The following is a 15207-nucleotide window of genomic DNA, read 5'->3' on the forward strand; positions in this document are numbered from 1 at the left end:
TATCAGCATTCCGGAACTCCTGCTTGAAGCCTTTCAATGCTGTAAGGGTTCAATCGCAATCATACATGGGAACATGCTACAATAGCGGATTCATTTGAATCTGTAACCTCTTAATTTTTTGGAGTTTTTATGGCGATCGAACGCACTCTGTCGATTATCAAGCCGGACGCAGTGGCCAAGAACGTGATCGGCCAGATTTACAGCCGTTTCGAGAACGCAGGCCTGAAGATCGTGGCTTCGCGCATGGTCCACCTGTCGCGCGCCGACGCGGAGAAGTTCTACGCTGTGCACGCCGCACGCCCGTTCTTCAAGGATCTGGTCGAGTTCATGATCTCGGGTCCGGTGGTCGTGCAAGTGTTGGAAGGCGAAAACGCCGTCCTGAAGCATCGTGATCTGATGGGCGCGACCGACCCGAAGAAGGCGGAAAAGGGCACGATCCGTGCTGACTTCGCCGACAGCATCGACGCTAACGCGGTGCACGGTTCGGACGCCGCTGAAACGGCTGCGGTCGAGATCGCATTCTTCTTCCCGCAAGTGAACGTCTATTCGCGTTGATGCAGATTTGCGCCGTGCGATCCGTGCAGCCGGTTTGGATTAATCGCACGAATCGCCTGGCAAAGTAGTAAGGTAAAAGCAGCAGGAATGGGCGCGAACGGCATTGCGTTCATGCAGCTTGTTGCATGAACGCAGTCTCGCACTGAAATGGCAGGATTCGACATGACGAGCAGTCCCACCGTCAACCTTCTCGACCTAGACGCCCAAGGGCTTGTCGCCTATTGCGACAGTCTGGGCGAGAAGCCGTTTCGCGCCAAGCAATTGCAGCGCTGGATTCACCAGTACAACGCTGCCGATTTCGACGGCATGACCGATCTGGCGAAGTCCTTGCGCGAAAAGCTCAAGGGGCGCGCCACGATCTCGATGCCGGGCATCGTCAGCGACCATATTTCGACCGACGGCACACGCAAGTGGCTGATCGACGTCGGCAACAGCAATGCGGTCGAAACCGTTTTCATCCCCGAGGAAACGCGCGGTACGCTGTGCGTGTCGTCGCAAGCGGGGTGCGCGGTCAATTGCCGTTTCTGTTCGACCGGCAAACAGGGGTTCTCCCGCAATCTCACCACCGGCGAAATCATCGGCCAGTTGCGCATGGCTGAATTTGCGCTGCGTGCGTCGCGCGGCACGGCAGGCGGCCGGGCCACGGGCGGCGACGGCAAGGGCGAGCGCGTCGTCACGAACGTCGTGATGATGGGCATGGGCGAGCCGTTGCTCAATTACGACGCGGTGGTGCCCGCCATGCGCCTGATGCTCGACGACAACGCATACGGCCTGTCGCGTCGGCGCGTCACGTTGTCGACCTCGGGCGTGGTGCCAATGATGGACCGTCTCGGCGCCGATCTGCCGGTGGCGCTCGCGGTCTCGCTGCATGCGCCTAGCGATCCGCTGCGCGACATGCTGGTGCCGCTCAACAAGAAGTATCCGCTGCGCGAACTGATGGCGGCTTGCCAGCGCTATCTGAAAGTCGCGCCGCGCGATTTCATTACGTTTGAATATTGCATGCTCGACGGCGTGAACGACAGCGAGGCGCAAGCGCGCGAACTGCTGGCCGTGACGCGCGACGTGCCGTGCAAATTCAACCTGATTCCGTTCAATCCGTTTCCGGAGTCGGGCCTCATCCGCTCGAAGCCGGAACAGATCAAGCGGTTTGCACAAGTGTTGATGGACGCGGGCGTCGTCACCACGGTGCGTAAGACACGCGGCGATGATATCGACGCTGCCTGCGGTCAGTTGGCCGGTGCGGTGAAAGATCGCACGCGTCTTGCTGAGCGCACCGGGAAGGCGGCAAAGGTCATCGAGGTTCGCGCCGTGTAATCGTGTCGGCGGGCAGGCGCCAGCGCTCAGTGGAAAGTTCCACGAGTGCGCGAAAGTCCTGATCGTCAGTCACGGTTGAAAAGAAAGTTTGCAGAAGCGATCGGAAGCGGCACATGGGGCCGCACATTTTGTTATAAACGGTCTGCGATTCGGGCGAGAGGCTTTAGCCCGTCCGGGCGCACAAGTGAAAAAGAATCGACGCTAAAGGATTTGGGATGAGTGAGCCGCAGCACCCGCAGCCGCACGACACAGACATGAACGAAGCCCATCCGGCGCCGGTCGCTCGGACGGTGGCACAGCCTGCGGTGCAACCGGGCCTGGATTCGTTGGCGGCGGTGGGCGCGCGCTTGACCCAGTTGCGCGAATCGAAAGGCTGGACGATCGAAGATGTATCGGCGCGTCTGAAAGTGTCCGCTGCCAAACTGCGCGCGCTCGAATCGGGTGACATCAGCCATCTGCCGGATATGACCTTCGCGCTCGGCGTGGTGCGCAGCTACGCGAAGATGCTCGGCGCCGATCCCACGCCATTTACGCAGGTTTTGCGCCGCGAGAAAGGCGTGCCTGCGCCGGATCTGTCGATGCCGGCGTCGTCTGGCAAGGATTTGCCGCGCGGCCGGGTGTCGTTATCGCTCGGCGGTGGCGGGCAAAAGAGCCGCTCGTGGCTGTGGGGTGTGGCGGCGGTGGTCGTCGCGGTAATTGCGCTCGCCATGTGGCATACCAATGGGGGCGATTCGTCGGCGTGGCTCGCGCGCTTGAAGGCCAGCGCGAACGGCGCCGCCGGTGGCGTGACCGGTGCATCGGGCGCGGTGGCGCAAGGCCAGCCGGCGGGTTCGGAGGCAACGGCGGAAGAGCCTGCAGCCGCGCCGCAAACGCAGGTCGCGGCGGAGAGCGCTGCGTCGGCCACGCCGATGCCCGCGCCGCTGACAACCGGCACGACGGCGTCTTCCGTGCCGCCCGTTACGGCAACAGCGGCGCCGCCAAAGGTGGCTTCGCAGGCTCAAGCGGCGGTTGCGCCGAGCGCAAGCGCACCGGCCGCGGCCGTCGCGAACGCGTCGATGGCAGCGGCGGTGCCTGCGGGCGCTGCGCTAGTCGCGCTGCGCGTGACGCAAGACAGTTGGTTCAGCGTGCGCGGCCAGGATGGCAAGGAAGTATTCTCTGGGATCGTGCGCGCGGGCGACAGGAAGGAAGTGACGGGCGTGCCCCCTTTCAAGGTCACGGTCGGCAACAAGGCGGGTCTTGAGTCGTTGACACTCGACGGTCAGCCGGTCGATCCGTCGAAGTACGCGGCGGCCAAGGGAAATGTGGCGCGTTTCGCGCTGCCTTGACAGATACGGTATACGCCGCGGCCAACAGGCCTGCGGCGCTTTTTCAATTCAGGCGCGACGTCTTTTGCGTGGCGCATGCGGCGTAAATGGGTCTTTCGATGCAATCCGAAGCTCAATCCCAATCCAGTAGCAAGATAGTTTCGAACGAGCCGGTGTTCGGCGGCCAGGCGGCGCGGCGCAAGTCGCACGCGGTGGACGTCCGTTGGGGCGGCCAGCTCGTCACAATCGGCGGCGATGCGCCGGTGCGTATCCAGTCGATGACCAACACGGACACCGCTGACGCTATCGGCACCGCGATCCAGATCAAGGAGCTGGCGCAAGCCGGTTCCGAACTGGTGCGCATCACCGTGAACACGCCGGAAGCAGCCGCGGCCGTGCCGGCCGTGCGCGACCAGCTCGACCGCATGGGCGTGTCCGTGCCGCTCGTCGGCGATTTTCACTACAACGGTCATTTGCTGCTGCGCGATTACCCGGCGTGCGCGGACTCGCTGTCGAAATACCGTATCAATCCGGGCAACGTCGGTCACGGCGCGAAACGCGACACGCAGTTCGCGCAGATGATCGAAGCGGCGGTGAAGTACGACAAGCCGGTGCGTATCGGCGTCAACTGGGGCAGTCTCGATCAGGACCTGCTCGCGAAGATGATGGACGAAAACGCCGCGCGCTCAACGCCGTGGGAAGCGCAGAGCGTGATGTACGAAGCGCTGATCCAGTCGGCGATCGGTTCCGCCGAGCGCGCGGTCGAACTCGGTCTCGCGCGCAACAAGATCATTCTGTCGTGCAAGGTCAGCGGCGTGCAGGATCTGATCGCCGTGTACCGCGAACTCGCGCGCCGTTGCGAATTCGCATTGCATCTCGGCCTGACCGAAGCGGGCATGGGTTCGAAAGGCATCGTGGCGTCGACGGCGGCGTTGTCCGTGTTGCTGCAGCAAGGCATCGGCGACACGATCCGCATTTCGCTGACGCCTGAACCGGGCGCGTCGCGCACGGGCGAAGTGATCGTCGGCCAGGAAATTTTGCAGACAATGGGACTGCGTTCGTTCACGCCGATGGTGATCGCGTGCCCCGGTTGCGGCCGGACCACGAGCACGCTGTTCCAGGAATTGGCGTCGCAAATCCAGACTTATCTGCGCACGCAGATGCCGGTGTGGCGCGACCAATATCCTGGCGTCGAAAAGATGCACGTCGCGGTGATGGGCTGCATCGTCAACGGACCGGGCGAATCGAAGCAGGCGAACATCGGCATCAGTTTGCCGGGGTCGGGCGAAAATCCGGCCGCGCCGGTGTTCATCGACGGCGAGAAGGTCAAGACGCTGCGCGGCGAGAACATCGCGCAAGAATTCCAGCAAATCGTGAGTGACTACGTCGAGCGCCGCTACGGTCGTGTGGAAGCAGGTCGCGCCGAAGCACTCAATTAAACATCGTCGAACGAATACAGATGACTGAACAGAAGAAAAAGCTCGACAAGCTGTCCGGCGTGAAGGGTATGAACGACATCCTTCCGCAGGAAGCCGGGCTGTGGGAATTTTTCGAAACGACCGTCAAATCGTTGCTGCGTTCGTACGGATATCAGAATATCCGTACCCCGATCATCGAGCATACGCAGTTGTTCAAGCGCGGTATCGGTGAAGTGACCGATATCGTCGAAAAAGAGATGTACAGCTTTACCGACGCATTGAACGGCGAAAATCTGACAATGCGCCCGGAGAACACCGCGGCGGTCGTACGCGCGGCGATCGAACACAACATGCTGTACGACGGGCCGAAGCGTCTGTGGTACATCGGCCCGATGTTCCGTCACGAGCGTCCGCAGCGCGGCCGCTATCGCCAGTTCCACCAGGTAGGCGTGGAAGCCTTGGGCTTTGCCGGTCCGGACGCCGACGCCGAAATCATCATGATGTGCCAACGCCTGTGGGACGACCTCGGCCTGATGGGCATCAAGCTCGAAATCAATTCGCTGGGTCTCGCCGAAGAACGCGCCGCACATCGCGTTGAATTGATCGCGTACCTCGAAAAGCACATGAACGTGCTGGACGAAGACGCGAAGCGCCGTCTCTATACGAACCCGCTGCGCGTGCTGGACACGAAGAATCCGGCCCTGCAGGAAGTCGCTCGGAACGCGCCGAAGCTGATCGATTTTCTCGGCGAGGAATCGCGCGCGCACTTCGAAGGTCTGCAGCGCATTCTGAAGGCGAACAACATTCCGTTCACGATCAATCCGCGTCTCGTGCGCGGTCTCGATTATTACAATCTGACCGTGTTCGAATGGGTCACCGACAAACTCGGCGCACAAGGCACCGTGGCGGCGGGCGGCCGTTATGATCCGCTGATCGAACAGCTCGGCGGCAAGGCGACGGCCGCGTGCGGCTGGGCGATGGGTATCGAGCGCATTCTCGAATTGCTGAAGGAAGAAGACCTCGTGCCGGAAGACGAAGGTTGCGACGTGTACGTGGTCCATCAGGGCGACGCGGCACGCGAGCAGGCCTTCATCATCGCCGAGCGTCTGCGCGATACGGGTCTCGACGTGATCCTGCATTGCAGCGCCGACGGTCAAACGGCCAGCTTCAAATCGCAGATGAAGCGTGCCGACGCGAGCGGCGCGGCCTTCGCTGTAGTGCTCGGCGAAGACGAGATCGCCAACGGCACGGTCGGCGTGAAACCGCTGCGCGATACCAATGCTAGCGGCGGTAAAAACGAGCAACATAACGTGCCGGCCGAAGACTTGACCGAATTTCTAATCAATGCGATGGTTGCAACCGCCGAAGACGGCGACGACTGATCGCGGTCGTTGGGCCCTGGCTCGACACGCACACGTTTCAAGAAAGAGGAAATCGCCGGGCGATGAGTTACCACGACGAACAAGAATCGATTGAAGGTCTGAAAGCATGGTGGGCGCAGTGGGGCAATGCAACCACCTGGATCGTGCTGGTGGCGCTGGTTGCCGCAGCCGGCTGGAACGGCTGGAATTTCTGGCAGCGGCGCCAGGCGGCGGAAGCAGCGGTGCTGTATGACCAGGTGCAGCAAGCCGTGGCGTCGGGCGACAAGGCGAAGATCACGCGCGTCGCCGCCGACATGGAAGACAAGTTCAGCCGTACCGCGTATGCGCAGATGACCGCGCTGGGCGCCGCCAAGGCACTGTACGCAGCGGGCGACCAGGCGGCTGCGAAAGCGCAACTGCAATGGGTAGTCGATCATGCGAAGGACGAGGAGTTCAAGCAGATCGCCAAGCTGCGTCTCGCTTCGCTCCTGCTCGACGAGAAGGCTTACGACCAGGGTCTCGCGTTGCTCGCCGAACCGCAGTCCGACGCCTTCAAGGGCATCGTGGCGAACGGCCGCGGTGACCTGCTCGCGGCGCAAGGCAAGCGCGACGATGCGCGTGCCGCCTACAAGCTCGCGCTCGACTCGTTGTCAAAGACCGATAGCTCGGCACGTCAGTTGATTCAGTTCAAGCTGGACGCGCTGGGCGGCTGAACGCCGCGTGCAGCGCGCCGCATGCAACGACCAACCGGTCTCCTTTAATTAATCTCCTGAATGCTTCGTCCACCGATGAATCTGCTGAAACGTTACGCTGTGCCCGTTGTCTGTGCGATGACCGTTCTCGTCATGGCGGCTTGCTCATCCACGAAAGACGAGCGCCGCGAGCCGACGCCGCTCACCGAGTTCAAACCCGTGCTCGACGTGCAGCAAGTCTGGAAGACGAGCGTCGGCAAGGCGGGCCGTTACCTGTTCTCGCCGGTCGCGGTGGGCGGTGCGGTGTACGCGGCGGGCGCCAACGGCTCCGTGGCGAAGATCGATGCGCAAACCGGTAAGGACATCTGGCGCGTCAAGCTGCGCGACGATCTCTCGGCGGGTGTGGGCAGCGACGGCACGCTCACCGCGGTGGGCGGACTCAAGGGCGATGTCTACGTGCTCGGCGCGGACGGCAAGCAATTGTGGACCGCGAAGGCGCCGGGCGAAATCATCTCGCCGCCGCTCGTCGGCAATGGGCTCGTCGTCGTGCGCACGGTCGACGGGCAGATCGTCGCGTTCAACGCGCAAACCGGCGAACAGAAGTGGAATTACCGCAACCGCGCGGTGCCGCTCAATCTGCGCGTGTCGTCGGGCATGACCTTCGCGGGCGACGCAGCCGTGCTGGCCGGCTTCCCCGGCGGCGCTTTCGCCGCGATCAACCTGCAGTCGGGCGACAATTACTGGCAGACGCCGGTGTCGTATCCGAAGGGTGTGACGGAGGTCGAGCGTATCAATGACGTGACCGGTCCGCCCACGCTGGTCGGTTCGCAAACTTGCGCGGTGACTTTTCAAGGCCAGATCGGCTGCTTCGACGCGAACTCGGGCCGCGCGGTGTGGGAAAAGGCGTTCTCGAGCACGAGCGGCCTGGCGCAGGATGACCGCGCCGTGGTCGCGCCCGACGACTGGTCGGTGGTATCGGCGTTCGACGTCAACAGCGGCAACCCGCTGTGGAAGAACGACAAGCTGAAAAACCGCGACCTTGGCGTGCCTTTCCTGTTGGGCCATGCGGCGGTGATGGGCGACTACCAGGGCTACGTGCACTTCCTGTCGCGCGACGACGGCACACTCGTGGCGCGTGCGAAGACCGACGGCAGTCGAATTACCGCCGCGCCGGTACTGGCCGGCGAAACGCTGGTGGTGCAGACGCACGACGGCGATCTGTACGGCTACCGTCCGCGCTGATCGCACAGGTTCGGCGTCAAGCGTGCGGGCCGGCTTTGCCGGCCGCACGCGTTTTTAGTGTGTAGCGGAGTCAGTAAAAAATATTCCGCCGGACTGGCTGGTCCGGCAAGTCGGATGAAAACGGCCTACTGGCCATCGGTGGCTGCTTGCGGCGCCACTTTCGGCGCGATCTTCGTCAATCGGTAGAGAATCGTATTCGAACCGACATGCGAGCCGCCGAGCAGGAAAGACTGAACCTGGCGGCCTGATTGGCGCTGCCCATACAGCCAAACCCCCGTCCACCCGGGTGCGCATATTGAGAGCGCAGCCGGAGCTGGTCGAATTCGTGATAATTTTCGTCAAACGCTGCCGTGTAGCGGCCGCATGGCGTCGCTACGCGGGCGGTCGATTTCGATCCCGCGTTTCACCGTGAACAACATCTGATGAAACCCGTTATTGCCCTGGTTGGGCGCCCCAATGTGGGGAAATCCACGCTGTTCAACCGTCTCACGCGCACGCGCGATGCACTGGTTGCCGACCTGCCCGGTCTCACTCGCGATCGCCATTACGGCGAAGGGCGCGCCGGCGATCGGCCGTATCTGGTCGTCGATACCGGCGGCTTCGAGCCGGTCGCGAAAGACGGCATCCTGCACGAGATGGCGCGTCAAACGCGTCAGGCGGTCGAGGAATCGGACGTCGTGGTGTTCATCGTCGACGGCCGCAACGGTCTCGCGCCGCAAGACAAATCGATCGCCGACTATCTGCGTAAGACCGGCCGGCCGATTTTCCTCGTCGTCAACAAGGCGGAGGGGATGAAGTACAGCACCGTCGCCGCCGACTTCTACGAACTCGGTCTCGGCGACCCGCGCGCGATTTCCGCCGCGCACGGCGACGGCGTGACGGAAATGATCAACGAGGCGCTCGGCGTCGCGTACGCCGGCCAGCCGGAAGAGGGCGACGAAGAGAAGGCGGCGCGCGGCGTGAAGATCGCAATCGTCGGCCGGCCGAACGTCGGCAAGTCGACCTTGATCAACGCGCTGGTTGGCGAGGAACGCGTGATCGCGTTCGACATGCCGGGCACCACGCGCGATTCGATCTACGTCGATTTCGAACGGCAGGGCAAGCCGTACACGCTGATCGACACGGCCGGTTTGCGTCGCCGCGGCAAGGTGTTTGAAGCGATCGAGAAATTTTCGGTGGTGAAAACGCTGCAGTCGATCTCGGACGCCAACGTCGTGATCCTGTTGCTCGACGCTCGCCAGGATATCTCGGAGCAGGACGCGCACATCGCCGGCTTCGTGGTGGAGCAGGGCCGCGCGCTGGTGGTGGGCGTGAACAAGTGGGACGGTCTCGATCCGCATGTGCGCGACCGCACCAAGGCGGACCTCGAGCGCAAACTAAAATTTCTCGACTTCGCCAAGTTCCATTTCATTTCCGCCGCGGAGAAAACCGGAATCGGCCCGCTGATGCGTTCGGTCGACGACGCCTATGCCGCTGCGATGGCCAAGCTGCCGACGCCGAAGCTCACGCGCGCGCTGATCGATGCAGTCGAATTCCAGCAGCCGCGCCGGCGCGGTCCGGTGCGTCCGAAATTACGTTATGCGCACCAGGGCGGACAGAATCCGCCGATCATCGTGATTCATGGCAATGCACTCGATGCGATCACCGACACGTACAAACGCTACCTCGAAAACCGCTTCCGCGAAACTTTCAAGCTGACCGGGACTCCATTGCGAATAGAGTTCAGATCATCGACGAACCCTTACGCGGACAAAGGCTGAAACCCGCGTGCATGCTGGCTTTGGCCGCATGGCCAGGTCCCTCGCGCAAAAACGAAAATCGGCTATAGTGTAGCGGTTGACGGCGGATCTCTTTTTCCTTCGTCGTCAATTCAGTCAACCTGCAAAAAAACACGGAGTTTGCTATGAGCAACAAAGGGCAATTGTTACAAGACCCGTTTTTGAACGCACTGCGTAAAGAGCATGTGCCGGTGTCGATCTACTTGGTCAACGGCATCAAGCTTCAAGGGAACATCGAATCGTTCGACCAGTACGTCGTGTTGCTCAGGAATACGGTCACCCAGATGGTCTACAAGCACGCAATTTCTACTGTCGTGCCTGCCCGTCCGGTGAACTTCCACCCGGATTCCGAACAGTCCTAACCCCCGTCGCGGCCGGCGTAGCGTCGCCCGTTGGCGATTACTCCCGGCCGCCTCATTTTGATACCCTCCAATTTGATCAATGCAGCGCTTGTCGGCATCGACTTCGGTAAGATCGATTTCGAAGCCAGTCTCGAAGAACTCAGCCTGCTCGCGCAAAGCGCGGGCGCGAATCCCCTAGTCACCCTCACCGGGCGCCGGGCCAGTCCCGACGCCAAGATGTTCGTCGGCAGCGGCAAGGCCGAGGAACTGCGTCTCGCGTGTGAGGCGAACGACATCGAACTCGTCATTTTCAATCACGCTCTGGCACCTGCGCAGCAGCGCAATCTGGAGCAGGCGCTTAACCGGCGCGTGGTCGATCGCACGAGTCTCATCCTCGACATTTTCGCGCAACGCGCGCGCAGCCACGAAGGCAAGTTGCAGGTGGAACTCGCGCAACTGCAGTACCTGTCGACTCGGCTGATCCGCGCGTGGACTCACCTCGAACGTCAGAAAGGCGGTATCGGTTTGCGCGGCCCCGGCGAGACGCAGCTCGAAACCGATCGCCGCTTGATCGGCGAGCGCATCAAGGCGCTCAAGACGCGGCTCGAAAAATTGCGCCGTCAGCACGGCACGCAGCGCCGCCAGCGCTCGCGCAACCAGACCATGTCGGTCTCGCTGGTCGGCTACACGAACGCGGGCAAATCCACGCTGTTCAATGCGCTGACCAAAGCCCAGGCGTACGCCGCCGACCAACTGTTCGCCACGCTGGATACCACGTCGCGGCGTGTCTATCTCGGCGATGAAGCGGGACAGGTGGTGGTGTCCGATACGGTCGGCTTCATCCGCGAATTGCCTCACCAACTGGTGGCCGCGTTCCGCGCCACGCTCGAGGAAACCATTCACGCCGACTTGCTGCTGCACGTGGTCGACGCGTCGAGCGCGGTGCGCCTCGACCAGATCGACCAGGTGAACGAGGTATTGCACGCAATCGGTGCGGACACCATCCGGCAAGTGCTGGTGTTCAACAAGATCGACGCGGTGCCGGAGTTGGCGGCCCGTGGCGAGGCGGTCGAGCGCGACGAGTATGGTAATATTTCGCGCGTCTTTTTGAGCGCGCGCACGGGGCAAGGTCTGGATACGTTGCGCGCAGCCATCGCCGAAATCGCTACTGCCGAACCTCTTCCAGATCTTCCCGACGCCCAGGTCGATCTGTCGGAAGAAGACCGGTCGGCAGCACCGCGCGACGACCGCAAGGTCCCAGAACTCGGGCACTGACCCGTTCCAATTGCATTGACCCGCTGTCTACTCTGGTGAACGAACACAGGTGAACGATTACAACGAGCGGAGTATCTGGCTGCGCATGCGCGCCATGCTTTCACTGAACGATCCGCGCTGGGGCCGGGGCGACGGCAACGGCAATGGCGAGCGCCAACGGCCCAATGAACCCAGGCGTCCGCAGAATGGCAAGGACGGTGAAGGCCCGCCCGATCTCGACGAGATGTGGCGCGATTTCAACCGCCGTTTGAGCCGCATGTTCGGCCGCAAGGGCGGCGGTGCGGGCGGTGGCCGTTCCGACAACGGACGTGGCGCGCGCATCGGCGTCGGTATCGTGATCGGCGTGCTGATTGCGATCTATCTGGGCAGCGGCGTATTCGTCGTGCAGGACGGCCAGGCCGCCGTCGTGATGCAGTTCGGCAAATATCGCTATACCGCGGGCCAGGGCGTGCATTGGCGTCTGCCGTATCCGTTCGAGGCGCACGATCTCGTCAATATTGGCCAGATCCGCCAGGTGGAAGTGGGCCGCAACAACGTCGTGCGTCTCGCGAACGTGAAGGATGCGTCCATGCTCACGCACGACGCGGACATCGTGGACGTGCGCTTCGCCGTCCAGTATCAGGTGAAGAAGCCAACCGACTATCTGTTTCGCAGCGCCGACCCGGACCAGAGCGTGATGCAGGCCGCGCAGGCGGCGGTGCGCGGCATTGTCGGATCGCGAAGCACCAACGATATTCTCTATCAGGATCGCGAAGCGATCCGCCAGCAACTGGTGGCCGCGATCCAGCGATCCCTGGATGAATACCAGTCCGGCCTCGCCGTCACCGGTGTGACGATCCAGGGCGTGCAGGCGCCGGATCAGGTGCAGGCGGCTTTCGACGACGCCGCCAAAGTCCGCCAGGAAAACGAGCGTGCGAAGCGCGAAGCAGAGGCTTATGCCGCGGATCTCCTGCCGCGCGCGCAGGCGGACGTGGCCCGCCAGATCGACGAAGCGAAAGCGTATAGCGACAAGACAGTGGCCCAGGCCCAGGGCGACGCCGAGCGCTTCAAGCAGGTCTACGCGCAGTACTCGAAAGCGCCCGCGGTGATTCGCGAGCGCATGTACCTGGAAACCATGCAGCAAATCTATTCGAATACGACCAAGGTATTTGTGGACAGCAAGAGCGGCAACAACGTGTTGTATCTGCCGCTCGACAAGCTGGTCGAGCAGACCCGTCAGCGCGTTGCCGACGCCGCAGCCGCATCGGGCGCCACCGCCACGCCGCCAGCGCCGGGTAGTGCCGCCGCACCATCCACCGCCGCTTCCGCGCCCGCCGCGGTTGCGACGCCGGCGAGCCAGGCCGGGGCCGGCAGCGATCCATTGCGTTCACGCGACTCCTTCCGCAGCCGTACGCGCGAAGACGACGTTCAATAAGGAGCGCACCACATGAACAAGATTATTGCGCTCGTGGTTGCGGTCGTGATCGTGCTGCTCGCCGCTTCGTCGATGGTGTTCGTTGTCGATCAGCGGCATATGGCGGTGTTGTCGTCGCGTGGCGACGGCGCGCCCACGTTGCTCGGACCGGGGCTGCACGTCAAACTGCCGCCGCCGCTGCAAACGCTCACGCTGGTCGATAACCGCGTCCAGTCGCTCGATGCGCCGGACGAAGACCGCTTCGTCACGTCGGACAAAACCGATCTGCTGGCCAATCCGGTCGTCAAATACCGCGTGACCGATCCGCTGAAGCTGATCGCCGAAACGAAGGGCGACGTGCAGAGCTTGCCGGACCGGCTCGCGCTGGTGTCGCGCAGCGCGCTCGGCGATGCTTTCGCCAAATACACCCTCGCCGAGGCGCTGGCCAAACAGCGGGCCGTTGCCGACGAAGCACGCGGCGCGATGGAAAAGGCCGCGGCATCGCTCGGCGTCTCGGTGATCGACGTGCAGCTGACGCGCGTCGATTTCCCGGCGTCGATGGCCGACGCGGTCTACAAGCGGATGATCGCCGCGCGCCAGGAGCTTGCCGCCGACGAACGTACGAAGGGCGCCGCCGAGGCCGGCCAGATCAAGGCCGATGCAATCGTCAAGCAGCAGGCGATTCTTGCGGACGGCTACCGTCAGGCGCAGACGATCAAGGGCGAGGGCGATGCGAAGGCGGCTGAAATCGCCGCCGCCGCGTACGGCAGCGACCCGCAGTTCTACCAGTTCTATCAAAGCATGCAGGCATACCGGAACACCTTCAAGCCAGGCGACGTGATCGTGGTCGACCCGAGCAGCGAGTTCTTCCGCTTCATGCGTGGCCCGACCGGCGCCGCGGCCCCGGACGCTTCCGCGGCTGCGCGCAAACCCTGATAACCGGAACGCCGCGGCATCCGCATCGCGGCCTTTTCATTCGCATGGATATAGCCGGCTCGTTACTGCTCGCGATCGCATTGATGCTGATTATCGAGGGAATGTTTCCGTTCGTTTTTCCGAGCGCCTGGCGTGACACGTTCCGTAAAATAGCGGAACGGCCGCCGCATCAGATCCGCGTCGGCGGGCTGATCGTGATGGTGCTCGGGCTGATTCTGCTGTTCATCGTGACCTGAGGCACGCCGCGCTGACGGCGCCGCGAGGCGCCAGTCGTGATCGACGCGTGTTGGCCGCAGAGGGTGATGCTGGTCCCCGTGGGTCTCTTCCGGGGTTCTCCGACGTCCTCGATAACCGCCAGAATCGAGCCGCCGTCCGCCATTCATACTCACTTACCGGCGCACCCATCCGCCGTGTTCAACGTCGTAGGACTGCATCGATGTCGATTTGGTTACTTCCCGAGAATATCGCCGACGTGCTGCCGTCGGAAGCCCGCAAGATCGAAGAGTTGCGGCGCCATTTGCTGGACCGTTTCCGCTCGTACGGCTACGAGATGGTCATGCCGCCGTTGCTCGAGTACATCGAGTCGCTGCTCACCGGCGGCGGCCACGATCTGGATCTGCGCACCTTCAAGCTCGTCGATCAGCTCTCCGGGCGCACCCTCGGCCTGCGGGCCGACATCACGCCGCAGGTCGCGCGTATCGATGCGCACTTGCTGAACCGTCAGGGCGTGACGCGTCTGTGTTACGCGGGCAATGTGGCGCATACGCGTCCGCGCGGCTTGCACGCCACGCGTGAGCAGATCCAGATCGGCGCAGAAATCTACGGTCATGCCGGTCTCGAGGCGGACCTGGAAATCCAGCAGCTGATGCTCGACGCGCTGCGGCTCGCCGGCCTCGCGAAAGTTCGGCTCGACCTGTGTCACGCCGGCGTGCTCGCTGCGCTGATCGACGCCGAAGCCGCCGCGGCCGAACTGGGCCAGTCGCTCTACGACGCCTTGGCAGGCAAGGACGTGCCGCGTCTGGTCGAATTGACCGCCGGTCTCACGCCGGTCACACGCGACGCATTGCGCGCGCTGCCCACGCTGTACGGCGACGCCTCGGTGCTCGAGGAGGCTCGTGCCCGTTTGCCGAACGCGCCGGCCATCGCTCGCGCGCTCGACGACCTCGCGTTCCTCGCAAGCCAGGTGACGGGCGCTGAAGTGATGATCGACCTGGCCGATCTGCGCGGCTACGCGTACCACAGCGGCGTGATGTTCTCGGCGTATGTCGACGGCGTGCCGAACGCGGTGGCGCGCGGCGGCCGTTACGACCACGTAGGCCTGGCGTACGGCCGCGCGCGCGCGGCAACCGGCTTTTCGCTCGACCTGCGCGAAGTCGCGCGCATCTCGCCGGTCGAAGCCCGCAGCAGCGCGATTCTCGCGCCGTGGCAGCACGACGACGCATTGCGAGTGAGTGTCGCCGCGCTGCGCGATGCCGGCGAAGTGGTGATTCAGGCGCTGCCCGGCCACGAGCACGATCTGGACGAATTCGCGTTCGACCGCGTGCTGGTCGAGCGCAACGGCGCATGGGTCGTCGAGCCGCGCGCGTAAGCGTTCAGGT

General features: G+C 63.0%; 14 protein-coding genes. All 14 read left to right on the plus strand.

Annotated features, from left to right (window positions below; genetic code table 11):
- The first annotated feature begins 129 nt into the window (after window positions 1-129).
- The 14 genes from ndk (at window position 130) to CUJ90_RS06450 (ending at window position 15197) form a co-directional block, all read left to right on the plus strand.
- Window positions 130-555, plus strand: coding sequence for a nucleoside-diphosphate kinase (ndk, locus tag CUJ90_RS06385; RefSeq protein WP_006051306.1), 426 nt, complete (start codon window positions 130-132; stop codon window positions 553-555).
- Between the two features lie 162 nt (window positions 556-717).
- Window positions 718-1869, plus strand: a complete 1152-nt coding sequence (gene rlmN, locus CUJ90_RS06390; protein WP_073427703.1) for a dual-specificity RNA methyltransferase RlmN — start codon at window positions 718-720, stop codon at window positions 1867-1869.
- 215 nt (window positions 1870-2084) lie between these two features.
- Window positions 2085-3194, plus strand: a complete 1110-nt coding sequence (locus tag CUJ90_RS06395) for a helix-turn-helix domain-containing protein (protein ID WP_114162222.1) — start codon at window positions 2085-2087, stop codon at window positions 3192-3194.
- An 86-nt stretch (window positions 3195-3280) separates the two neighbouring features.
- Window positions 3281-4612 carry a flavodoxin-dependent (E)-4-hydroxy-3-methylbut-2-enyl-diphosphate synthase gene (gene ispG / locus CUJ90_RS06400; protein WP_114162223.1) on the plus strand — a complete coding sequence of 444 codons (1332 nt, stop codon included), beginning with the start codon at window positions 3281-3283 and terminating at the stop codon, window positions 4610-4612.
- Between the two features lie 20 nt (window positions 4613-4632).
- The gene (gene hisS, locus CUJ90_RS06405) at window positions 4633-5973 is read left to right on the plus strand and encodes a histidine--tRNA ligase (RefSeq protein ID WP_073427589.1); all 1341 of its coding nucleotides are present in this window, start codon (window positions 4633-4635) and stop codon (window positions 5971-5973) included.
- Window positions 5974-6035: 62 nt separating this feature from the next.
- Window positions 6036-6665, plus strand: a complete 630-nt coding sequence (locus tag CUJ90_RS06410; protein WP_073427590.1) for a YfgM family protein — start codon at window positions 6036-6038, stop codon at window positions 6663-6665.
- A gap of 75 nt (window positions 6666-6740) precedes the next feature.
- Window positions 6741-7886 (plus strand): outer membrane protein assembly factor BamB, encoded by a 1146-nt coding sequence (bamB, locus tag CUJ90_RS06415; protein WP_073427591.1) that lies wholly within the window; start codon window positions 6741-6743, stop codon window positions 7884-7886.
- A gap of 422 nt (window positions 7887-8308) precedes the next feature.
- Entirely contained in the window at window positions 8309-9646 is a 1338-nt protein-coding gene (gene der, locus CUJ90_RS06420) for a ribosome biogenesis GTPase Der (protein WP_083083376.1), read from the plus strand.
- Window positions 9647-9789: 143 nt separating this feature from the next.
- Window positions 9790-10026, plus strand: coding sequence for an RNA chaperone Hfq (gene hfq, locus CUJ90_RS06425; RefSeq protein WP_006051315.1), 237 nt, complete (start codon window positions 9790-9792; stop codon window positions 10024-10026).
- A gap of 30 nt (window positions 10027-10056) precedes the next feature.
- The gene (hflX, locus tag CUJ90_RS06430; RefSeq protein ID WP_208645240.1) at window positions 10057-11280 is read left to right on the plus strand and encodes a GTPase HflX; all 1224 of its coding nucleotides are present in this window, start codon (window positions 10057-10059) and stop codon (window positions 11278-11280) included.
- Window positions 11281-11329: 49 nt separating this feature from the next.
- On the plus strand, window positions 11330-12694 hold the full coding sequence (gene hflK / locus CUJ90_RS06435) for an FtsH protease activity modulator HflK (RefSeq protein WP_073427594.1): 1365 nt from the start codon (window positions 11330-11332) through the stop codon (window positions 12692-12694).
- Between the two features lie 12 nt (window positions 12695-12706).
- Window positions 12707-13609: a protease modulator HflC gene (hflC, locus tag CUJ90_RS06440; protein WP_114162225.1), complete on the plus strand. Its 903-nt coding sequence runs from the start codon at window positions 12707-12709 to the stop codon at window positions 13607-13609.
- 44 nt (window positions 13610-13653) lie between these two features.
- Complete coding sequence (locus tag CUJ90_RS06445) at window positions 13654-13845, plus strand: DUF2065 domain-containing protein (protein ID WP_007181354.1); 192 nt, start codon at window positions 13654-13656, stop codon at window positions 13843-13845.
- A 200-nt stretch (window positions 13846-14045) separates the two neighbouring features.
- Window positions 14046-15197, plus strand: coding sequence for an ATP phosphoribosyltransferase regulatory subunit (locus CUJ90_RS06450; RefSeq protein WP_114162226.1), 1152 nt, complete (start codon window positions 14046-14048; stop codon window positions 15195-15197).
- Window positions 15198-15207 lie beyond the last annotated feature (10 nt).

Source organism: Paraburkholderia terricola, from assembly GCF_003330825.1.
Taxonomy (GTDB): Bacteria; Pseudomonadota; Gammaproteobacteria; order Burkholderiales; family Burkholderiaceae; genus Paraburkholderia; species Paraburkholderia terricola.

Coding starts and splice junctions, on each gene's coding strand:
- ndk (WP_006051306.1), top strand. CDS start 130: ATGGCGATCGAACGCACTCTGTCGATTATCAAGCCGGACGCAGTGGCC.
- rlmN (WP_073427703.1), top strand. CDS start 718: ATGACGAGCAGTCCCACCGTCAACCTTCTCGACCTAGACGCCCAAGGG.
- CUJ90_RS06395 (WP_114162222.1), top strand. CDS start 2,085: ATGAGTGAGCCGCAGCACCCGCAGCCGCACGACACAGACATGAACGAA.
- ispG (WP_114162223.1), top strand. CDS start 3,281: ATGGGTCTTTCGATGCAATCCGAAGCTCAATCCCAATCCAGTAGCAAG.
- hisS (WP_073427589.1), top strand. CDS start 4,633: ATGACTGAACAGAAGAAAAAGCTCGACAAGCTGTCCGGCGTGAAGGGT.
- CUJ90_RS06410 (WP_073427590.1), top strand. CDS start 6,036: ATGAGTTACCACGACGAACAAGAATCGATTGAAGGTCTGAAAGCATGG.
- bamB (WP_073427591.1), top strand. CDS start 6,741: ATGAATCTGCTGAAACGTTACGCTGTGCCCGTTGTCTGTGCGATGACC.
- der (WP_083083376.1), top strand. CDS start 8,309: ATGAAACCCGTTATTGCCCTGGTTGGGCGCCCCAATGTGGGGAAATCC.
- hfq (WP_006051315.1), top strand. CDS start 9,790: ATGAGCAACAAAGGGCAATTGTTACAAGACCCGTTTTTGAACGCACTG.
- hflC (WP_114162225.1), top strand. CDS start 12,707: ATGAACAAGATTATTGCGCTCGTGGTTGCGGTCGTGATCGTGCTGCTC.
- CUJ90_RS06445 (WP_007181354.1), top strand. CDS start 13,654: ATGGATATAGCCGGCTCGTTACTGCTCGCGATCGCATTGATGCTGATT.
- CUJ90_RS06450 (WP_114162226.1), top strand. CDS start 14,046: ATGTCGATTTGGTTACTTCCCGAGAATATCGCCGACGTGCTGCCGTCG.